This is a genomic window from Thiobacillus sp. SCN 63-57 (assembly GCF_001725555.1).
Taxonomy (GTDB): Bacteria; Pseudomonadota; Gammaproteobacteria; order Burkholderiales; family Thiobacillaceae; genus Thiobacillus.
On the sequence record NZ_MEGP01000004.1, the window covers coordinates 155,484 to 176,929 of the forward strand.

Sequence of the window (21,446 nt, forward strand, 5' to 3'; positions counted from 1 at the left end):
CGAGCCCGCTACAACTGGATTCCCAGACGTTGCAGCAGACCCTGCAATTCTTCCGCGCTGGCGAAGTGGAGTGTGAGTTTGCCACTGCCTTTGCTGTTGGTTCGCACATGGGCGGTCATTCCCAGGGCATCTGACAACGCTTCTTCCAGGCGAAGCGTGTCGCGCGAAACAGCCTGACTAGCCGGCGCGGCGGCGACATCCTTCAAGCGCGCCACCCGGCGCTCGACCTCGCGCACCGACAGGCCTTTGGTTTCGATTTCGTGCGCCAACTCGCGCTGTGCGCCTGCATGCAAGGGCAGCAGCGCGCGCGCATGGCCCATCTCGATCAACCCGGCGGTGAGCATATCCTGCACCGGGTGCGACAGGTTCAGCAGACGCAACAGGTTGGACACAGCCGCCCGCGATTTCCCGACCGCCTGTGCGGCCGCATCGTGGGTCATGCCGAATTCGTGGATCAGGCGCTGCAGGCCATGCGCTTCGTCAATGGCATTGAGGTCTTCGCGCTGGATGTTCTCGATCAGCGCCATTGCCGCTACCGCATCGTCGGCAACTTCGCGCACCAGCACCGGGATTTCGTTCAAAGTTGCGCTGCACGCCAGCGCCGTTCGCCGGCAATGATCTCATAGCCGCTGGCGACTTCACGTACCAGGATCGGCTGCATCAGACCCTGCGCGCGGATGGAATCGGCGAGTTCCTGCAGCGACTCGCTGTCCATCTGGGTACGCGGCTGATACTTGCCGGGCACCAGTTGCCCGACCTTCATCATGCGCAGATCGCCTTGCGGCGGCGCGGCATTGTCTTCCCCGCCGAGCAACGCATCGAGCCCGCGCCCGAGTCCCTTGAGTTTGGCCATTATGCTGTCTCCCCCACTGTTATACCTGCACGCCGCAACGTTTCTTCTGCGAGCTCCATATACGCCTTGGCCCCCTTGCACTGACGGTCGTAGGCCAGCACGGGCAGGCCGTGGCTGGGTGCCTCTGCAAGTCGCACGTTGCGCGGAATCACGGTGTCGTACACCTTGTTGCCGAAATGCTGCTTGATCTGGTCCGACACCTGCTGCGCCAGCGTGCTGCGCGGATCGCAACCCTTCGATCTCGATCGAAGGATTCAAGCGCTGCTTGACCTTCTTGATGGTGGCCACCAGATCAGTCAGTCCTTCCAGGGCGTAGTACTCGCACTGCATCGGGATCAGCACCGATTGCGCGGAAGCAAATGCATTGACGGTCAGCAGATTCAAGGTTGGCGGGCAGTCCATCAGGATGAAATCGTAGTCGTCGGCCACTTGTGCCAGCGCGACTTTCAGCCGGAGGTCGCGCTGTTCCAGATTTACCAGATCAATTTCCGCGCCGGCAAGTTCGCGGTTCGCCGGAATGACGTCAAAATGCCCCGGCGTCGAGCGCATCCGCGCCTCGCGCACGCTCACCTGATTGAGCAGGATCTGATAGACGGTCGGCAGTGCCGTGCGCTTTTCGATACCCGCCCCCATGGTCGCGTTGCCCTGCGGATCGAGGTCGGCCAGCAGCACGCGCTGTCCGAGTTCAGCCAAGCTCGCGGCCAGATTCACCGCTGTCGTCGTCTTGCCGACGCCGCCTTTTTGATTGGCAATTGCCAGGATTCGGCTCATTCAACAGGCTCCAGAACAATCAAGTGGCGGGTCGCATCCAGACCCGGGACGGTCAATACATGGTCAGCGCTTACTTTCACGCCAGCCGGCAATAAAGCAAGCTCTTCGTGCGGATATAAGCCCTTCATGGCGAGCCAGCGGCCTGCCGGCTTGAGTAGGTGGCGAGTCAAGGCGACGAATTCCTTGAGATCGGAAAATGCTCGCGAGGTAATGAGGTCGAATCCCGTTTCGGGCCGATAATCCTCCACCCGATTCGTCACCACGCTCAGATTATCCAGACCAAGTTCCGTTTTGGCCTGCAGGAGGAAAGCGGTCTTCTTGGCAATGCTGTCGATCAGCGTCACCTGCAAATCCGGCCGCGCGATCGCCAGCGGAATGCCCGGCAAACCGCCGCCGCTACCCACGTCTAGCACGCGCCCGCCCGGGAAAAAAGGGACGGCTGCCAGAGAATCGAGCAAATGATGGCTGACCATGCGCTCGGTATCGCGCACCGCGGTCAGGTTGTATACGCGGTTCCATTTGTCCAGCAGCGCAAGATAGGCCAGCAGCTTCGCCTCGGCATCCGCGGGCAATGCCAGCCCGAGGGCGGCGATTCCCGCCGCGAGTTGCGCCTGGAGGGTCATGCGCTTTTCTTCTGCTCGTCGGGCTTGAAGCCGCGCTTGGCATACACCAGCAGCACCGAGATCGCTGCCGGGGTAATGCCCTGCAAGCGGGACGCCTGGCCCAGCGTTTCGGGACGCGCTTTCTGCAGACGCTGGCGAACCTCCATCGACAGACCGGTCAGTAGGCTGTAATCGAGATCCGCGGGCAGGCGCAGGTTTTCCTGTTCACGCTGCTTGTCGACTTCCTCATTCTGGCGATCGATGTAGCCCTGGTATTTGGCGGCGATTTCGACCTGTTCGGCGACATGCGCGTCAACCTCCCCTGCGCCGCCGCCCGGCAGGGCCACCACCTGCGTGTAACTCAGATTAGGCCGGCGCAGCAGTTCGAACAAGCTGTATTCGTGCTCGATCGGCTGACCAATCAGGCGGGTGGCAGCCTCGGCAGGCAGAATGGCCGGATGGACCCAGATCGATTTCAGGCGTGCGGTTTCACGTGAAACCGCATCCCTTTTCCGATTGAACGCATCCCAGCGGACATCATCCACCACGCCAAGGTCGCGCCCGACTTCAGTCAGCCGCATGTCTGCATTGTCCTCACGCAGCTGCAGCCGGTATTCGGCGCGACTGGTGAACATGCGATAAGGCTCCGACACGCCACGGGTGATGAGGTCGTCGACCAGCACACCGAGATAGGCCTCGTGGCGACCCGGGCTCCAGGCCGCCTTCTCCTGCACCCGCAATCCCGCGTTGATTCCCGCGAGCAGACCCTGAGCGGCGGCCTCCTCGTAACCCGTGGTGCCGTTGATCTGGCCGGCGAAGAAAAGCCCGGCGATCGACTTGGTCTCCAGCGAGGCCTTGAGGTTGCGCGGATCGTAGTAGTCGTACTCGATGGCGTAGCCGGGGCGCAGGATGTGCGCCTGTTCCAGTCCAGGGATCGAGCGCACGATGGCAAGCTGAACGTCGAACGGCAAGGAGGTCGAGATGCCGTTGGGATAGATCTCGTGTGTGGTCAGTCCCTCGGGCTCGAGGAAAATCTGGTGGCTGGCCTTGTCGGCAAAGCGGGTGATCTTGTCCTCGATCGACGGGCAGTAGCGCGGCCCCACCCCTTCGATGACGCCGGTGTACATCGGCGAGCGGTCGAGTCCGCCGCGGATGATCTCGTGCGTTTCCGCAGTGGTATGGGTAATCCAGCAAGGACGCTGTTCGGGATGCATCGCCGCACGCCCCATGAAGGAAAACACGGGCGCCGGATCGTCGCCCGGCTGCACCTGGGTCTGGCTGTAATCGATGGTACGGCCATCGATGCGCGGCGGGGTGCCTGTTTTCAGCCGTCCTACGGGCAGATTCAGTTCGCGCAGTCGTGCGGCAAGTGACACCGCAGGTGGATCGCCCATGCGCCCTGCTTGAAAATTTTCCAGGCCGACATGGACCAGGCCGGCCAGGAACGTGCCAGTGGTCAGCACCACCGCGCGGCCACTGAACACGATACCGAGTTGGGTTTTCACGCCAACGACGCGGTCTCCATCGAGCACCAGATCGTTGACCGCCTGCTGGAACAGCGTGAGATTGGGTTGATTCTCAAGCCGTGTCCGGATCGCCGCCTTGTACAACACGCGGTCGGCCTGGGCACGGGTGGCGCGTACCGCCGGACCCTTGGACGAATTGAGCGTGCGGAACTGGATCCCTGCCTCGTCGGTGGCCAAGGCCATTGCGCCGCCAAGCGCATCGACTTCCTTGACCAGATGCCCCTTGCCGATGCCGCCGATGGACGGATTGCACGACATGGCGCCCAGGGTCTCGATATTGTGCGTCAGCAGCAGCGTCTTGACGCCCATGCGAGCGGCCGCCAACGCGGCCTCGGTGCCAGCATGGCCACCGCCGACGACGATGACATCGAAGGATTCGGGGAATTTCATGATGGCCGCCATTCTACCCGTTGCCGGGCTCCGTTTCACGTGAAACAGGCAATGCGAAAATGGCTACGCTCCTCCACCACTCACTCCATGTCAGCCCGCGGACGCTTTCGCCTCCAGCATTTCCCAGCGTGTCAGCGCTTCGAGCAGTTCGGCTTCGATCGCTTCCGAGCGCGCCTGCAGCGCCACCGCATCCTGTGGGCTCGATTGATACAACAGCGGATCCGCCAGCCGCTCGGCGATCTGTGCCTGCTCGATCTCGAGCTCCTCGATCTGTGCCGGCAACGCTTCGAGCTCCCGTGTCTCTTTGAAAGTGAGTTTACTTTTGGATGCGGGCTTGGCCGGCGCAGTCTGGACAGCCGCCTTGGGGGCGGCCCCGCGCGGTGCCTCGGCTGTGGCCCGCTGCCGCTGCTGCCAGGCGCGCCAGTCGGCATAGCCGCCGACGATCTCGGTCAGCCGACCTTCGCCTTCGAACGCGATCGACTGGGTGACAACGTTGTCCAGGAACGCACGGTCATGCGAAACGATGATGACGGTGCCGCCATAGTCCTGCAGCAGTTGTTCCAGCAGCTCCAGGGTATCGATGTCGAGATCATTGGTCGGCTCGTCCAGCACCAGCAGGTTGGCGGGGCGGGCGAACAGGCGTGCCAGCAACAGCCGGTTGCGCTCGCCCCCGGACAGCGCCGACACCTTGGCACGGGCGCGCTCGGCAGGAAACAAAAAATCCTCCAGATAGCTGATGACGTGTTTTTTCTGGCCGCCGATTTCAACGTAGTCGGAGCCGGGCGAAATCGTGTCGATCAGCGTCGCCTCGTCGTTCAACTGGTTGCGGAACTGGTCGAAATACGCGACCTCGAGCTTGGTCCCCTGTTTGATCCAGCCCGATTGCGGCTTCAACTCGCCCAGGATCAGCCGGATCAGCGTGGTCTTGCCGACGCCGTTGGGGCCCAGGAGGCCGAGCTTGTCCCCGCGCAGGATGGTAGCGGAGAAATCGCGGATCAACACACGGCTGTCGTAACCGTAGCTGACGTGATCGAGCTCGGCCACCACCTTGCCGGAGCGATCGCCGGCGTCGATCTGGAACCCCACCTGCCCCGCATGGGCGATGCGCGCCTCGCGGGTGCGCCGCAGCGCCTCCAGCCGGCGCACCCGGCCTTCGTTGCGGGTGCGGCGCGCCTCGACCCCCTTGCGGATCCAGGCTTCCTCCTGTTTCCAGAACTTGTCGAATTTTCGATTATGAACCGCCTCGACCTCCAGCTGCTCGGCCTTCTTGAGCTGATAGGCGCTGAAGTTGCCCTGGTATTCGCGCAACTGACCGCGATCGAGCTCGACGATGCGATTGGCGACGTTGTCCAGGAAACGTCGGTCATGGGTGATGAAAAGCAGCGCGCCGCGATAATCGTTGAGCAGGGTCTCCAGCCATTCGATGGCGGAGAAATCCAGATGGTTGGTCGGCTCGTCCAGCAGCAGCAGTTCGGGCTCGGTCACCAGCGCGCGCGCCAGCGCCACCCGCTTTTTCAGTCCCCCAGACAGCGTTTCCACTGCCGCGTCGGCATTGAGGCCCAAACGTTGCAGCGTTTCTTCCACCCGGCTGTTGAGCCGCCAGGCGTCCGCCACTTCCAGCGCATGCGACAACCGCTCGAAATCGGCATAGACCGTCTCATCGCCTTCCGCCATGGCATGCGCCACGGCATGGTATTCGGCCAGCAGGGTCTGTGCCGCGCCGACGCCTTCCGCCACCGCCTCGAACACACTGTGGCCGGCCTGGAACTGCGGCTCCTGGGGCACATAGGCCAGCTTCAAGCCGGGCACGCGCCACACCTCGCCCGCATCCGCCAGGCTCTCGCCGGCAATGATCTTCAGCAGACTGGATTTGCCCGTGCCGTTGCGGCCGATCAGGCCGATACGCTCGCCCGCCTCGACCACCAGCGAAGTGCCATCGAGCAGCGGCCAGTGGCCATAGGCCAGTTCAAGTCGGTCAAGCGTAAGGAGGGGCATGGTATGGACGATGAAACAACGAGCGCGGAATTATCCGCGATTGAGGGCCGCATGGACGGCTCGCGCAATATTTAATGCATGGGGAGTGTCACTGTGCAGGCAGAGGGTTTCGGCCCGAATCCGGAGGGGCGTGCCATCCAGCGCGGTAACTTCTCCACCCTGAGCAAGTGCGCGCGCCTGCTGTGCCGCGCCGTCGGGATCGGTCACCAATGCGCCTTCGGTTTCACGTGAAACAAGCCGGCCATTGGATTGGTAGCGGCGATCGGCAAACGCTTCATTCAATACCATCAGTCCAGCCGCCCGACCGGCAGCGACCAATTGCGACTCTGCCAACCCGACCAGTGTCAGACCGGGGTCGAATGCCGTGACCGCCTGCACAATGGCCTGGGCCACATTGCGGTCCTGAGCCGCCACATTGTAGAGCGCACCATGCGGCTTCACATGCACCAACCGCAAGCCCAACCGTGCGGCCTGTTCGGCCAGCGCTTCCGTCTGCTGCGTAACCCAAGCCGCAATATCTTCCGCGGAAGCGGCCAACGCGCGGCGGCCAAATCCGATGCGGTCCGGATAGCTCGGGTGTGCGCCTACCGCTACGCCATGCTCGACCGCCAGCCGCAATGCTGCCGTCATGCTCACGGCATCGCCGGTGTGCCCACCGCAGGCGATGGACACGCGCGACAGATACGGCATCAGTGCGCCGTCATCGCAGCCCTCGCCGATATCTGCATTCAACTCGATCATGCCAGCTCCTTGAACGTCCACTGCGCTGCTGCCAGTTCACACGCCGCCTCGACCTCGATCGTCACGAACCGGACCGCATCGCCGGGTTTCAATTGCGCCAGCCGGGGCACGTCCGCCGTAATCACCCCGGCAATCACCGGATAACCGCCGGTCACCGGCCCATCCCATCCCAGGATGATCGGTTGACCGTCCGGCGGGACCTGTACGCTGCCGGGCAAGACGCCCTGCGACGGCAACTCCGCCCGGCGATGGCTGACCGGTGTCCCGGCCAGGCGTACACCCCGCCGATCCGATGCCGCATCGACCCGATATGGCGTGCCGAAAAATGCGGCCAAGCCGACATCATCGAACTGCCCAGCCTGCGGCCCTGCCACCACCCGCAGGTCGCCCTCCGCCTCGTCGGCCGGGGGACTGACACGCAGCAGTTTCATTTCATTCGCCGGCACACCGCAGTGCAGAACATCCCCGGCCTGCAGGGCCCGCCCGCCATGTCCGCCAAACCCCGACGGCAGAAAGGTGCTGCGGCTACCCATCACCGACGGGACCGCCACCCCGCCGCGCAGTGCCAGCCAGCAGCGGCAGCCTGACTCGGGACGGTCCAAGCTCAACACCTCGCCTGCCGCCAACACCAGCGTCTCATTCCACGCCACGGGCGCGCCACTGCTGCGACGGGCGGCAAAACGGGCGCCCGTGAGCGCCGCCACCCCGCCTAGCGGAAACTGCAGCCGGGGCCCGGACAACGCGATCTCCAGCCCAGCCGCCGCCGCGTCATTACCCACCAGGCGGTTAGCCGCCGCCAGTGCCGCCGGATCGGCCGCCCCGCCCGCCGGCACGCCAAGCATCCGCCGGCCCGGGCGTCCCACATCCATCACCAGGTCGCACAGACCTGCACGCAGAACCTCGATCATGCGGGAACGAAACATACCCGATCGCCCGGCATCAGCAAGGCCGGCACCGCCCGATGGGGATCGAACAACACGGTATCGGTTCGCCCGATCACATGCCAGCCGCCCGGCCCATCTGTCGGGTAGATACCGGTATAGCGCCCGCCAATCGCCACGCTGCCCGCTGCGACCTGTTGCCGCGGCGACGCCCGGCGTGCTGCCTGCAGCGTGAACGGCAACCCCTGCAGATACGGGAATCCCGGCTGGAATCCCAAAAACGCCACCGTATATTCCGTCGCGGCGTGGCAATCGATATAGGCTGCCACACTCATGCCCGCGCGCTTGGCCAATGCCGGCAGATCCGGCCCCGCCGCGCCGCCGTAGTCAACGACGATCTCATGCCGTTTCCCTTTCACTGCCGTCTGCGCAACATCCAGGGGCGCACTCAACGCCGCCCGCACCTCTGACGACACCCTCGCAGTCCGCCGCAATATCAACAACAAGCTTCCATCTGCAGGAATAATGTCTTCTACGTCGGTTAAATTCTTCGAAATTAACAGATTGTAGCGTGCCAGCGTCATGGCGCCCGTCTCGACCCTCAGGCCGCGCTCGCCGACCCAGCGCCAACCATTTGAGGCGACGAGAGGTTGACCGGTTGTCTGCTTTCCCATAGGGTGAAGTCCCTTTTCGGAGTTTCGCATGATGCGACGGATCGTAAGCAGCGCTATGCTGAAAGATGCCAGTGTAAAGGCAATACCGGCGCTTGCAGTCCCCGCACAAAACCCCCGCAGGTCGTCTAGCACCCTCCAGGCGAGGATTACGTCACCAAAGCGGAAACACCCGCCCTCGCGGAGATCGGTCGTGTATCGCAACCGCCCTGTCCTTCCCCGCGCCTGACGGAATATCGCGTCTCATCTCTCCGATGGAAATCTACCAACACATCTTTGAATACACACCTGATGCCCTGTTCGTCATCGACCGTGCCGGGCGCATCGTTCTGGCGAACGCGCAGGCGGAAACCTTGTTCGGCTACGACCGAAGCAAGCTGATCAACCAGCCTGTCGAAATGTTGATCCCACCCCGCTTCGCTGCCCTCCATACCGGCCATCGCGCCCGCTATATCACCGACGCACACGCCCGATCGATGGGCGGCACCGCGGAGCTTTTCGCCCTGCACAAGGACGGCAGCGAGTTTCCGGTCGACATCATGCTGAGCCCGATGATGCTTCATGGCGACCAATTGGTCCTCTGTGTCGTACGCGACATCACCGAGCGCAAGGCCGCCCAGGATGCGCTCGCGCGACAAACCACCGAGCTCCGGCGGTTGCATGCGGAACTGGAGCTGCTCGCCAATCATGACGGCCTGACCGGCCTGTATAACTGGCGCGCATTTTACGAATACGCCGAACAAATGCTCAAAACCGCTCACCGCCGGCAGGAAAATGCAACGCTGTTGATGATCGATCTGGATCATTTCAAACAGATCAACGACCGTTTCGGCCATGCCGAAGGCGATCGCGTCCTGCAAGCCGTCGCATCCACCCTCAAGGCCGCAGCCCGGGATAACGACATCGTGGCGCGACATGGCGGCGAGGAATTTGTCGTGGCTGCGCTCGGATTGAGCGAAGCGGAAAGTCTGGTCGCGGCCGAACGGCTGCGCGCGGCCGTGGCGGCCATCGAAAACATGAAAACCCGCATCACAACCAGCATCGGCATTGCCACGCTCATCCCGCAAACGCAGAAACACGAAACGCGCCGAATACTGGCCGAACTGCTCGACAAGGCCGACCAGGCACTCTACGCGGCCAAACACAATGGCCGGAACCAGGTCTGCCACTTCAACCGTCTCACGGATCTGGCACAACCCGCCACGTCGTAATGGACCGCCTCGTGTCAGCCGCGCCCCGGCGCGGTCCGGATACGCCAGAGACAATAAAAAAGGGGGCATCTGCCCCCTTCTCTCTCCGGCCGGACATCCGCGCAATCAGTCCTTGAACCGGCCCCGTACGCCGACGCGGTTGGCGCCACCCCGGTTGTCGTTGCCACGTGGCTGCGCTGCGCCCGCGCGCGCGCCGGGCGCACGATTGCCGTAGCTGCGGGTCACCGCGGCCGCTGCCTTGGCCTTGGCTTCGCGCTCGCGCTTCTCCCAATATTCGACGCTGTTGCCGTTGATTTCACCGTTCGGCTCGCGCGGCACGTCAGCACCGCGGAACCCTTCGTGGCGCGGCGGGCGATCGCCGGTCATGCGAGGCACGTCGGACGGGCCACGCACGGCGGCCTGTTCAAAACGGTTGCCGCGCGGCGCATCGCTGCGGGCAGGACGCGCGTCGGCACGGTAGCTGCGATCGCGGTTGTCACGGCTGTCGCCACGCGGCGGACGGTCACCATAACTGCGCGGTTCGTTGCGGTCGCCGAAACTGCGCTTCTGCCCGTCCGGGCGCCTGTCGCCGAACCCGCCGCGCGCGCCGTTGTTGCTGCGCGGACGACCCGACGATGACGGACGCCCGGAGGCCGGCTTCTGGGTCGGCTCCAGCCCTGGCAACGTGTGCACCTCAATGCGGTTGCCGGTGTAGCGTTCGATGTTCTTCACCAACCCGCCTTCACGCATGCCGGCAAAGCTCACCGCGATGCCGGTGCGGCCGGCGCGGCCGGTACGACCGATACGGTGGACATAGTCCTCGGCCTGGCGCGGCAGGTCAAAGTTGATGACATGGCTGATGGTCGCCACGTCGATGCCGCGCGCGGCGACGTCAGTGGCCACCAGCACGCGGGTGCGGCCTTCGCGCAGGCGCTGCAACGCGCGGTTGCGCTGGCCCTGCTGCATGTCGCCATGCAGCGCGTCGGACGCGAAGCCACTGTCGGCCAGCAGGTCGGAGATCTCCTCGGTGCTGCGCTTGGTCGAGGCGAACACGATGGCCTGCACCATGTCCACGTCGCGCAGCAGCGCGTCGAGCAGACGGTTCTTGTGGTCCATGTTGTCGGCAAACAGCAGACGCTGTTCGATCTTGGATTCCTTGTGCGGCACGGCCTCGATCTCGATTCGCTGGGCGTCGCAGGTCAGTTCGCGTGCCAGGTTGCCCACCACGCCGTCGAGCGTGGCCGAGAACAGCAGCGTCTGGCGCTCGGCCGGACAGCGCGCGGCGATGGCCTTGATGTCGTCGACAAAGCCCATGTCGAGCATGCGGTCGGCTTCATCCAGCACCAGCACTTCCAGGCGCGAGAAGTCGATCTTGCCGCGCTCCAGGTGATCGATCAGGCGGCCCGGGGTCGCCACCACCACGTCGACCGGTTGCGACAGCCGCTTCAGCTGCAGGCCGTAAGGCGCGCCGCCGACCAGACAGGCCGTGCGGAAACGGCGCAGATCCTTGCCATAGGTCATGGCAGCCTTTTCGACCTGTAGCGCGAGTTCACGCGTCGGCGTCAGCACCAGCACGCGCGGGCCCATGCTCTTGACGGCCGGCTCGGCCTGCAGACGCTGGATCGACGGCAGCAGGAAAGCCGCCGTCTTGCCGCTGCCGGTGTGCGAGGATACCAACAGATCGCGCCCGCTCAATGCGGCGGGTATCGCCTGTATTTGAACCGGCGTGGCGTTTTCATAGCCTGCGGCCAGAACGGATTTAAGGATGAGGGGATCAAGCCCCAGTTCGGAAAAGCTCATGGCAAACCTTTTAAAGTGCGCTCAAACGCGCAAATCAGACCTGCGCCCGGCACACGCCAGACAGGCCACAAAATACGAACCGGAAATAAGCAGCGTTTGGAATCGGTTGATTCCTGCACGCCCAACGGGTCGCGTCGATCACATCGGCGCCAACCACAAGACTTGTCACTGCCGGCTGCAAAAATAACCGGCGGCACAAAAGAGAGGTCGAAGACGATGGGGCTGTGAGAACAGTCCCGAGGCACGGCGGCAAAAGCCTGACCTGCCCACTGCTGTATGCACAACTGCGCGCAGTGTATCAGAAAACGCTGATTTTCCCGAACAGTATTTACGCGTGGTGGTACAGCTTGTGATACAACCCACCGCGGCCGATCAATTCGTCATGGCCGCCTTCCTCCACCACACGGCCGTTCTCGAACACCAGGATGCGGTCGGCCTGTTTCACGGCCGACAGACGGTGGGCGATGATGAGCGTCGTGCGCCCGGCCAGGAAGCCGCCGAGCGCCTGGTGCAGCCGCCGTTCGGTATCGGTATCGAGCGCCGACGTGGCCTCGTCGAGGATCACGATCTGCGGATGGGCGACGATCATGCGTGCAATGGCCAGCCGTTGACGCTGTCCACCGGACAGCCGTACCCCCTGTTTCCCGACTAGGGTATCCAGCCCGTGCGGCAGGGCAGCGATGATGTCCTTCAACTGCGCGATTTCCAGCGCCTGCCACAGCGTGGCATCATCGGCTGCGCGGCCGAGCGTGAGATTGGCCCGCACGCTGTCGTTGAACAGCACCGGGTGCTGCAATACCACGCCCACATGCTCGCGCACGGCTTCCCAGCCGATCTCGGTGACCGGCACCGTCCCATACAGGATCCGGCCGGATTTCACCGGATAGAGCCCCAGCAAGGCCTGCACCAGCGTCGACTTGCCGCCGCCGGATGCTCCGACCAGCGCCACTTTTTCACCCGCCGCTACCTCGATACTGACGTCGTCCAGCACCGTCTCGCCATCCGCATAGGCAAAGCTCACGTGCTCGAGCGCGATCCCGACGGTCGGCTGGCCGACGAACGGGTCGCACCGCGCGGGATGCTGCGGTTCGCTGTGCAGACCGAGCAGCGCATTGATGCGGGCCAGTGCCGCATTGGCGGCGAACCAGGCATATTGCAGGTTCACCAGTTCCTGTACCGGCGTCATCATGAACCAGAGGTAGCCGAACACCGCCAGCATCTCGCCGATGGTGAGATTCGAAAACACCACCATCAGCATCGCACCGGCGCGGAAGGCATCGAAGCCGGCCAGAAACACGAAGAACGAAATCCGGCTCATCGCGTCCGACTTCCAGGCGAACGCCGCGGCATGCCGGCGGATATCCGCCGCCTTGTCCGTCACCCGCATCAGGTAATGCTTTTCGCGGTTCATCGCCCGGATCTGGGTCAGCGCGTCGAGGGTTTCGGACAGCGCATCCTGGAACACCTCGAACGCGCGGTTTTCGTGCCGCTTCAGATCCTTTACCCGCTTGCCGAGCCGGGTGGAAAACAGGATCACCACCGGGTTCAGCAGCAGGATGAAGAGCGCCAGCTGCCAGTGCATCCAGAACAGCACAGCGGCCACCCCGACCAGCGTCAGCACCGACACCACCAGGCCCGAAACCGATGCCCCGAGGAAGCTGTCGATGGCATTGAGGTCGGTCACGAAATGCGAAGTGACCCGACCCGCGCCTACCGTCTCGAACTCCGACAGCGCGATACGCGACAGCCGGGCGAGCATCCGCACCCGGATGCGGTAGACCACGTCCTTGGCCAGCAGGGAAAATGTGCGCCCCTGCCAGACGTTGAGCAGGATCGATGTCAGCCGAAGCGCGACCGTCAACAGCAGCGCCATACCGATGAACAGCACCGGCCCGTGCCAGGCAGCGGGAAAGACCGCGCCGATCCTGCCTACGAAGGCCCCCGGATGATGCAGCAGCACCTCGTCCACCATCAACGGCAGCAGCAGCGGCACCGGTACGGCGGCCGCCACTGCCAGCAGGGCAATGACGTTGGCCTGCAGCAGACGCGTGCGATGGATTTTGAGCTCGTCGGCGATGCCGCGCCACGTCAGCATGAGGGGCCGTCCTGAAGGAAGTAACACGCGGCAAGCATAAGCGTTGCCGTGTCCGGATAAAAGCGCCGGGAACCGGCCCGCCCGTGAGACGGCCTATAGACCTGAAATGCCACCGCCCATCCAGAGCAGCGCGTAAACGAGCGCCGTCGTCAAACCCAACAGCACGAGCGCCCGCCAGCTCGACACCATGCGCCCGGCCGTCGCACCCGCCATCCCGACCTTCATGCCGGAGAACATCGCTTTGATCATGTCGTCACGGCGCAGCAACTGATGGGCCAACACAGCCGCAACATGCAAACCGATCAAGGCCAGCAGCAAATCAAAGTTGTAGGTATGCAGAGTGGTGATGAGACTGCTGGTGTCGTGGTCGAGCCAATGCGAGAGCGGCGCCTCGTAATCGCTGTCATCGTTACCGAACAGACCGGTCATCGCCTGCACCACCAACAGCAGCAACAGGCTCACGATCATCCATCCGCCCAGCGGGTTGTGCCCCAGATAAGCCTTCGGCTGGCGTTGCAACACACTGCGAAAATACGCGTAGCTGGCGCGCGGCCCCCGCACGAAATGCGCAAAACGCGCCGTGTCGCTGCCCACAAGCCCCCAGACAATACGGAACAGCACCAGCGTAAGAATGGCAAGCCCCGACCAGGCATGGTATTCCATCCACTGGTTCCCCTGCTCCCCGCTCCACCAGGAGAATCCGAACAAGGCCAGCAGCAGCCAGTGAAACAGCCGCACCGGGACATCCCATACCCTGACCCGTATAGACGGCTGCGTCATAGCACCGACGGTCCCCGGAACGTTTTATGGCAGGCGGCGCAGCTGTCGCTCACGTGCATATAGGCCGGGCGGATCGCGTCTAGATTGCCGGTCTTGGCCGACGCGGCGAGGCCGGACACCGCCTTGATGTAGGTGTCCTGTGCCTGTTTGAATTGCGCGGCTTGCTGCCACACTGCGGGTTTGGCACGACTCGGCGCATAGGTGCTGCCCGGCGGAAAATAGGGCCACGGCTGGGTGCTCAGGCTTTGAAGCTTGTCGGCGAGCGTAAGGAATTTCGCTGCGACATAAGGCGTTTTGCCGCGCACCATGATCCCCATCGGCTCAAAGGTACGCAGGGTTTCCTGCAACAGCGCGCGGCGCTTGGTCACCGGCTGGCCAGGATGCGTATCGGCCTTGGGGCCGCATCCGGCCAGCATCAGGCAGGCACCAATCAATAAGGGCGCAGCGCGCAAATAGGGTTTGAGCGAAATCATGGTCATTCCTGGCCGAGGGCAGAAAACGGCAAAGGTCTATGGATAGCGTAAACATATGTCGAGTTCCCCAGGGCACGTAGGGGCTCGCAAATAATGCGGATCGCGCCTGCAGAGCGGAGCAGGCAGACACACAAGACCATTTACTTTCCGATGCAGAACGAACTGAAGATCTCACCCAACAGATCGTCAGCCGTAAACTCACCGGTGATTTCCGACAAGGCGGCCTGCGCTAGCCGCAGTTCTTCGGCAAACAATTCCAGCTGGCCGGTCGATTCACGCGCAACGGCAAGATGGCCGGCGGCACGCCCCAGCGCATCCAGATGACGCGCGCGCGCCATGAACGTGCCCTCGCCTGCCGCCTGCCAACCCACCGATGCCAGCAGCTTGGCGCGCAGGAGATCGATCCCGGCACCGGTCCGGGCGGAAAGCCAGACCTCGTCGCCTGCCACGCGTGGCGCTTCGCCGGTGACATCGATCTTGTTGTGGATCGTGAGCCGCACCCCTGGCGGCAGGCGCGCCAGGATCGCCGCCTCGCGTTCGCTGAGGCCATGTGCCGCGTCCACCAGCAGCAACGCCACGTCGGCCCTCTCCGCCGCCTCCCAGGTGCGGGCGATGCCGAGCCTCTCCACCGTGTCGTTGGTTTCACGCAGGCCTGCGGTATCGACGATGTGCAACGGTACGCCTTCAATCTGGATCGCCTCGCGTACGGTATCGCGCGTGGTGCCCGCGATCTCGGTGACGATCGCGGCCTCGAATCCGGCCAGTTGATTCAGCAAACTCGACTTGCCCACGTTCGGCTGGCCGATCAGCACCACGGTCAAACCTTCGCGCAGCAGCGCGCCTTGTTTTGCCTGCGATCGCACCGCAGCCAGGCTGGCTTCTATCGCATCGAGGCGCCCGAAGGCGTCGGCCTGTTTGAGAAAATCGATCTCCTCTTCGGGAAAGTCGAGCGTGGCCTCGACCAGCATGCGCAGACGCGTCAGCGCGTCGACCAGTTCCGCGATCCGCGCCGAGAAGGCACCTGCCAGCGAACGCACCGCCGAGCGCACCGCCTCGGTGGAAGCCGCGTCGATCAGATCGGCCACCGCCTCGGCCTGGGTCAGATCGAGCCTGCCGTTCAGAAAGGCGCGACGGGAGAACTCACCCGGCTCGGCCAGCCGCGCACCGAGTTCCAGACAACGTTGCAGGATCAGGTTCAACACCACCGGTCCGCCGTGGCCTTGCAGTTCCAGCACGTGCTCGCCGGTAAACGAATGGGGGGCGACAAAATGGAGAGCGATCCCCTCGTCGAGGGCTTCGCCATCGCGATCGAGAAAGCGACAGAACGTCGCATGGCGCGGCGCGGGCACGCGCCCAAGCATGGCTTGGGCAAGCGGGACGATATCCGCCCCTGATACCCGTACTACACCCACGCCACCGCGTCCGGGAGCGGTGGCGATGGCTGCAATCAGATCAGGCTTTGCCGGAGGCGGGCTTGCCACCGTCCTGAACCTGTTTGTTGATCACCCATTGCTGGGTAATGGACAGGATGTTGTTGACGATCCAGTACAGCACGAGGCCGGCCGGGAAAAAGACGAACATCACGGTAAACGCTACCGGCATGATCATCATGATCTTGGCCTGCATCGGATCCATCGGCTGCGGATTGAGCTTGACCTGCAGGATCGACGTGATGCCCATGATGATCGGCAGGATGAAGAAAGGATCGGGCGCGGTCAGGTCGTGGATCCAGCCCAGCCACGGCGCGCCGCGCATTTCCACCGCCGCCAGCAGCACCCAGTACAACGCGATGAACACGGGAATCTGGATCAGGATCGGGAAGCAGCCGCCGAGCGGATTGATTTTCTCGGTCTTGTACATCTCCGCCATCGCTTGATGCAGCTTGGCGCGGTCGTCGCCATAGGTTTCCTTCAGCTTCTGCAGGCGCGGCGTGAGTTTCTTCATCTTGGCCATCGACTTGTAGCCGGCGGCCGACAGCGGGAACAACGCCAGTTTGAGGAGGATGGTCAGGATGATGATGGCCCATCCCCAGTTGCCGACGAAGTGCTCGATTTTTGCCAGCGACCAGTAAATGGGGAAGGCCAGCGGCGTAAGCCAGCCGTAATCGCGCGCGAGATCCAGGCCGGGGGCGGCCGCTTCGAGCAGTTTCTGCGTCTGCGGTCCCGCGTACAAGGGCACGGTAAAAACTTTCTGCTGGCCGGGCGCCAGGGTGCCCTCCACCAGAATGACGCCGGCGGAATAGAGATCATGCCCCAGAGCGCGTGCGTAATACTCGCGCTTGACAGTGCCCTCGGGCAGCCAGGCCGCCACAAAGTGATGCTGCACCAAACTCACCCATCCGTCGTCGGCCGTTTTTTCAAACTCGGCCTTGCCTTCCTGGATGGCTTTGAACGTGACCTTCTGGAATTTCTTGGCGTCCGTGTAGAACGCCGGGCCGGTAAAGGTATGCAGGAAGAAAGACGCGCCGCGCGGTGCGCCGGAATGGCGGGTGAACTGGTAATACGGGGTCAGGTCGACAGGCTGGGTCCCGTTGTTGATGACCCGGGTTCTGAGGGCAATCTCATAGCTATTGCGCTTGAAGATATAGGTCTTCTCGACGCGCACGCCCGTGGCGGGATCATTCCACACCAGGGGGACCTCCACTTGAGAAGCGCCCCGGGTCAGACGGTAGGTGCCGGGATTCAACTGAAAAACGCTGCGATGTGTCGGCAGATCCTTGCCAAGCAGACCGCTCTGCGCAAGATAGGGCTGGGCCGGATCGTCTTCAAACAGCGTGAAGATCTCGTTGCGTGCTTCCGTCTCGCGATAGGTCAGCAGTTGAAGCTGGCGGAGGTCGCCGCCATTGGCATCGATCGTGGCGCGCAACACATCGGTTTCCACCACCGCACGCGCACCCTTCACAAATCCGGCTTGGGCTGGCGCGGCGGCGGGGGCGTTCAGCCCTTGGCTTGGAATAGGCGGCGTGCTCGTGCTGGCCGGCGCGTTCGTCGCCGTGACAGCTGGCGGCGGCGGCGCATGCTTGTCCTGCCAGGCCTCCCACAACAAAAGCAGGGAGAAGGAAAAGACGATGAAAAGAATCAGCCGCTGGTTATCCATGGAACGGGGCGCTATGAGTTGGGATGGGGTTCCGGAGTGGCAATCAGGGGGTCACCTGCTGCCATGGCGGGCCATTTTGCCATGGCTCGATGGCCCGCACGTGCGAACGTGCGCAACAAATCCCGTGCCTCATCGCCCGGAACCGGCTTGGCAATGAGACGAACGACAAAGTCGCAGGCGGGCAGTTCCGGCAAAACCTGTCGAAAGCTTTCGCGCACACACCGCTTGACGCGGTTGCGATCCACCGCACGCGCAAGCAAGCGCTTGGCAACGACCATACCCAACCGGGGATATCCCACCTGATTGGGCCGCGCCATCACCATCAGATAATCCGTTCGTGCGCGTTGATTGTCGGCAAATACCCGATCGAAATCGGCCTTGTCGACCAGCCGCGCATCGCGGAGGCGCACGCCACCCGCTGAGTTGAGATGCGCGTTGATTAGACAGCCAGACGTGCGCGACCCTTGGCGCGACGCGCGTTGATCACGGCACGGCCTGCCTTGGTTTTCATGCGGGCACGGAAACCGTGGGTGCGCTTGCGGCGGACGGTGGAAGGCTGGTAAGTGCGTTTCATGGCATATCCTTTCTGGCAGGCATCGGCCCACCCCGCAGCGCGGGCGGGCCAAACACAAAAAATCTGTTGAAAAACCGCATATTAGACCCGCCCTACCGGGGGGGTGTCAAGTTCAGCGGAGAATGCCCCGCAATGTCCGGGGGATCCTGCCTGTGGATAACCTTGCCGAAGGGGAGTAAGATTCGCGTTTGAATCCCATGCTGCTTTCCGCCCCTCTCCCCTCGACTATGGATTCCTTCTGGGACCTTTGCCAAGAGCGCTTTCGCGCCAACCTGACCCAGCAGCAGTTCAGCACATGGATCAAACCCCTGGTGTTTGAGGATGCTGACGGCGAGGTCCGCATCCTGGCACCCAATCATTTCGTAATGGACTGGGTCCGCGAGAAATTTGCCGAACACATCGATGGCTGGGCGCAAGAGTTCTATGCCCGCCCTGTCTCCATTACCTATGCACTGGGTAAAAAACCCAGTGCGCCGCGTACGCACACGGCACCGTCTACCGTCGCTGCACCAGTGCCGCTGCCCGCCAGCGTCGCAGCTCCTGCCCAGATGGGGATGCGCATCAACCCCGGCTTCACTTTCGACAATTTCGTCTCCGGCCGCGCCAACCAGTTGGCGCGGGCAGCGGCACTGCAAATCGCCGACAACCCCGGCGTGGCCTACAACCCGCTGTTCGTCTATGGCGGCGTCGGGCTGGGAAAAACCCACCTGTTGCAAGCCATCGGCAATACCGTGCGTCAGGCCAATCCCGATGCGCGAATCAGCTACATCCATGCCAACGATTATGTGGATGACGTGGTCAAGGCCTATCTCAACAAACAGTTCGACGACCTCAAGCGGCGTTACATGTCGCTCGACCTGCTGCTCATCGACGACATCCAATTCCTCGCCAAGAAGGACCGTACCCAGGAAGAGTTTTTCTACGTCTTCAACTCGCTGATCGAGAACAAGAAGCAGATCGTCATCACCTGCGACACCTTTCCCAAGGAAATCAGTGGCCTCGACGACCGTCTGAAATCCCGTTTCGCCTGGGGCCTGACCGTCGCCGTCGAGCCGCCGGAACTGGAAATGCGGGTCGCGATCCTGCTGGCCAAGGCGCAGGCGGAAAACGTCAAGCTCGACGAGAACGTCGCTTTCTTCATTGCCAAGCAGGTGCGTTCCAATGTACGTGAACTCGAAGGTGCGCTGAAACGGGTGATCGCTTTTTCCCGCTTCCACGAAAAACCCATCACCCTGGAACTGGTAAAGGAAGCACTGCGGGATCTCATCGCCTCGACCTCGCGCATCGTCTCGATCGAGAACATCCAGAAAACCGTTGCCGACTTCTACAAGATCAAGGTTGCCGACATGTTCTCCAAGAAACGGACGCGCAACCTGGCACGCCCCCGTCAGATCGCCATGGCGCTGGCCAAGGAACTCACCAACCAGAGCCTGCCGGAAATCGGCGAATCCTTCGGCGGACGCGACCACACCACGGTGATCCACGCCTGCCGCAAGGTCGCCGAACTGCGGGAGACCGAAGCGGATATCGGCCGTGATTATCTGGTGTTGTTACAAAGCCTGACAGGCTGAGGATGAAATGTGGATAAAGCAGGTCAAGCATACAAAGCGAGGAATCCATCCCCTTTCCTCCCGTGTTTCCCCGCTGTTATCCACACCCAAAAACAAGTAACAAGTAGATGTTTTAATTGAGTAAAAAGGCTTACCCCCAATTTCAGGCTGCCTTTATTATGATTCTCAGGAATATATAAATGCTATTAGTACAAAGCGAACGCAACACACTCCTGGCTTCCCTCACCGCCGTTGTTGGGGTAGTCGAACGCCGCCATACGCTCCCCATCCTGTCCAATCTCCTGCTGGAGAAAAAAGGCAGCAAGCTGACCCTGCTGGCGACCGACCTGGAATTGCAGGTGAGCACGCAGCTGGATGTGCAGGCCGGTGAGGATTTCGCCATCACCATCGCGGCACGCAAGCTGTTCGACATCGTGCGTGCGCTGCCTGATTCCGCCAAGGTCAAGCTCGATTCCAAGGACAGCCAGGTCGTGGTCAGCGCAGGCAAGTCCCGCTTCACACTGCAAACCCTGCCGGCTGCCGATTTTCCACGGGTCGAGACCGGAGCCGGCCTGGGCGAAGCCCTCAGCCTGCCGCAAAAAACGCTGAAGCGCCTGCTGCAACTGGTGCAGTTCGCCATGGCCAGCCAGGACATCCGGTATTACCTCAACGGCATGCTGCTGGTACTGGACGGCAAGCAGTTGCGCGTCGTCGCCACCGACGGGCACCGGCTGAGCTACGCCGAAACCCAACTGGAAACCGAAGCCGAAACGCGCGAGGTCATCATTCCCCGCAAGACCGTGGTCGAACTTTCGAAGCTGCTTGGCGATGTGGACGACCCGGTCGAACTGCGCATTGGCACCAACCAGGTCACCATCACCCTGCCTGGTACCGAGCTGGTGACCAAGGTGGTCGACGGAAAATTCCCCGACTACCAGCGCGTCATCCCTACCAATCAGCCGCGTCACCTCAAGGCCAACCGTCAGAGCGTGATACAGGCCCTGCAGCGCGCGGCGATCCTGTCGAACGAGAAATTCCGCGGCGTGCGCCTGGTGATGAGCGAGAACACCCTGGGCATCGTCTGCAACAACAACGAGCAGGAAGAAGCTGCCGACGAAATCGAAGTCAACTACAACGGCGATCCGCTCGACGTCGGCTTCAACGTGACCTATCTGCTGGACGGCCTCGGCGCAGTCAATACCGACGAAATCACGCTGTCGCTGGGCGACGCCAACAGCAGTATGCTCTTGACCAGCGAAGGCGAAGCCGGCTTCAAGTACGTCGTGATGCCGATGCGGATCTGATCCTGAACAAGGCCCTTCGACAAGCTCAGGGCGAACGGATGGTGGTTGATTCCGTTCGTGGTGAGCCTTTCGACAGGCTCAGGACAGGCCTGTCGAATGCTCTCATGACCGAAGTCGAAGGGCATGAATGGAATCAGGCTTCATCAAGCCAACC

General features: G+C 62.6%; 17 protein-coding genes and 2 pseudogenes. 3 read left to right on the forward strand and 16 right to left on the reverse strand.

Going from position 1 to position 21,446, the window contains the following annotated elements; translation table 11 throughout:
• Positions 1-8 precede the first annotated feature (8 nt).
• The 8 genes and pseudogenes from ABT23_RS02530 to pxpB form a co-directional block, all read right to left on the reverse strand.
• A pseudogene (locus ABT23_RS02530) lies at positions 9-853 on the reverse strand (ParB/RepB/Spo0J family partition protein).
• Positions 853-1,624, reverse strand: a pseudogene (locus tag ABT23_RS02535) (AAA family ATPase). The pseudogenes ABT23_RS02530 and ABT23_RS02535 overlap by 1 nt, the downstream one beginning before the upstream one ends.
• The gene (rsmG, locus tag ABT23_RS02540) at positions 1,621-2,247 is read right to left on the reverse strand and encodes a 16S rRNA (guanine(527)-N(7))-methyltransferase RsmG (RefSeq protein WP_296630662.1); all 627 of its coding nucleotides are present in this window, start codon (positions 2,245-2,247) and stop codon (positions 1,621-1,623) included. Before rsmG ends, ABT23_RS02535 begins: the two are co-directional and overlap by 4 nt.
• Complete coding sequence (gene mnmG / locus ABT23_RS02545) at positions 2,244-4,142, reverse strand: tRNA uridine-5-carboxymethylaminomethyl(34) synthesis enzyme MnmG (RefSeq protein WP_296630665.1); 1,899 nt, start codon at positions 4,140-4,142, stop codon at positions 2,244-2,246. Before mnmG ends, rsmG begins: the two co-directional genes overlap by 4 nt.
• Before the next feature lie 90 nt (positions 4,143-4,232).
• Positions 4,233-6,137 carry an ATP-binding cassette domain-containing protein gene (locus ABT23_RS02550; RefSeq protein WP_296630669.1) on the reverse strand — a complete coding sequence of 635 codons (1,905 nt, stop codon included), beginning with the start codon at positions 6,135-6,137 and terminating at the stop codon, positions 4,233-4,235.
• Between the two features lie 30 nt (positions 6,138-6,167).
• Complete coding sequence (gene pxpA, locus ABT23_RS02555) at positions 6,168-6,878, reverse strand: 5-oxoprolinase subunit PxpA (RefSeq protein WP_296630672.1); 711 nt, start codon at positions 6,876-6,878, stop codon at positions 6,168-6,170.
• Complete coding sequence (locus ABT23_RS02560; protein WP_296630675.1) at positions 6,875-7,801, reverse strand: biotin-dependent carboxyltransferase family protein; 927 nt, start codon at positions 7,799-7,801, stop codon at positions 6,875-6,877. The genes pxpA and ABT23_RS02560 overlap by 4 nt, the downstream gene beginning before the upstream one ends.
• Complete coding sequence (gene pxpB / locus ABT23_RS02565) at positions 7,783-8,433, reverse strand: 5-oxoprolinase subunit PxpB (RefSeq protein WP_296630677.1); 651 nt, start codon at positions 8,431-8,433, stop codon at positions 7,783-7,785. Before pxpB ends, ABT23_RS02560 begins: the two co-directional genes overlap by 19 nt.
• A 251-nt stretch (positions 8,434-8,684) precedes the next feature.
• On the opposite strand from pxpB, the gene ABT23_RS02570 reads away from it, so the two are divergent.
• Positions 8,685-9,641: a diguanylate cyclase gene (locus tag ABT23_RS02570; protein ID WP_296630680.1), complete on the forward strand. Its 957-nt coding sequence runs from the start codon at positions 8,685-8,687 to the stop codon at positions 9,639-9,641.
• A 105-nt stretch (positions 9,642-9,746) separates the two neighbouring features.
• Here the strand turns inward: ABT23_RS02570 and ABT23_RS02575 are convergent, their stop codons facing one another.
• The 8 genes from ABT23_RS02575 to rpmH all read right to left on the reverse strand — a co-directional run bounded on the left by ABT23_RS02575 (position 9,747) and on the right by rpmH (position 18,438).
• The gene (locus ABT23_RS02575) at positions 9,747-11,420 is read right to left on the reverse strand and encodes a DEAD/DEAH box helicase (protein ID WP_296630683.1); all 1,674 of its coding nucleotides are present in this window, start codon (positions 11,418-11,420) and stop codon (positions 9,747-9,749) included.
• 328 nt (positions 11,421-11,748) lie between these two features.
• Complete coding sequence (locus tag ABT23_RS02580; protein ID WP_296630686.1) at positions 11,749-13,515, reverse strand: ABC transporter ATP-binding protein; 1,767 nt, start codon at positions 13,513-13,515, stop codon at positions 11,749-11,751.
• A 93-nt stretch (positions 13,516-13,608) separates the two neighbouring features.
• Entirely contained in the window at positions 13,609-14,295 is a 687-nt protein-coding gene (locus ABT23_RS02585) for a cytochrome b/b6 domain-containing protein (RefSeq protein ID WP_296630689.1), read from the reverse strand.
• Entirely contained in the window at positions 14,292-14,768 is a 477-nt protein-coding gene (locus ABT23_RS02590) for a cytochrome c (protein WP_296630691.1), read from the reverse strand. Before ABT23_RS02590 ends, ABT23_RS02585 begins: the two co-directional genes overlap by 4 nt.
• Positions 14,769-14,908: 140 nt before the next feature.
• On the reverse strand, positions 14,909-16,249 hold the full coding sequence (gene mnmE, locus ABT23_RS02595) for a tRNA uridine-5-carboxymethylaminomethyl(34) synthesis GTPase MnmE (protein ID WP_296630694.1): 1,341 nt from the start codon (positions 16,247-16,249) through the stop codon (positions 14,909-14,911).
• Positions 16,221-17,864: a membrane protein insertase YidC gene (yidC, locus tag ABT23_RS02600; RefSeq protein ID WP_296630696.1), complete on the reverse strand. Its 1,644-nt coding sequence runs from the start codon at positions 17,862-17,864 to the stop codon at positions 16,221-16,223. Before yidC ends, mnmE begins: the two co-directional genes overlap by 29 nt.
• Before the next feature lie 11 nt (positions 17,865-17,875).
• Complete coding sequence (rnpA, locus tag ABT23_RS02605) at positions 17,876-18,274, reverse strand: ribonuclease P protein component (protein ID WP_296630699.1); 399 nt, start codon at positions 18,272-18,274, stop codon at positions 17,876-17,878.
• Between the two features lie 29 nt (positions 18,275-18,303).
• Positions 18,304-18,438 carry a 50S ribosomal protein L34 gene (rpmH, locus tag ABT23_RS02610; protein WP_011313339.1) on the reverse strand — a complete coding sequence of 45 codons (135 nt, stop codon included), beginning with the start codon at positions 18,436-18,438 and terminating at the stop codon, positions 18,304-18,306.
• Between the two features lie 227 nt (positions 18,439-18,665).
• Between rpmH and dnaA the strand changes: the two genes are divergently transcribed.
• Positions 18,666-20,009: a chromosomal replication initiator protein DnaA gene (dnaA, locus tag ABT23_RS02615; RefSeq protein WP_296630701.1), complete on the forward strand. Its 1,344-nt coding sequence runs from the start codon at positions 18,666-18,668 to the stop codon at positions 20,007-20,009.
• Positions 20,010-20,188: 179 nt separating this feature from the next.
• The gene (gene dnaN, locus ABT23_RS02620; RefSeq protein WP_296630703.1) at positions 20,189-21,292 is read left to right on the forward strand and encodes a DNA polymerase III subunit beta; all 1,104 of its coding nucleotides are present in this window, start codon (positions 20,189-20,191) and stop codon (positions 21,290-21,292) included.
• Positions 21,293-21,446 lie beyond the last annotated feature (154 nt).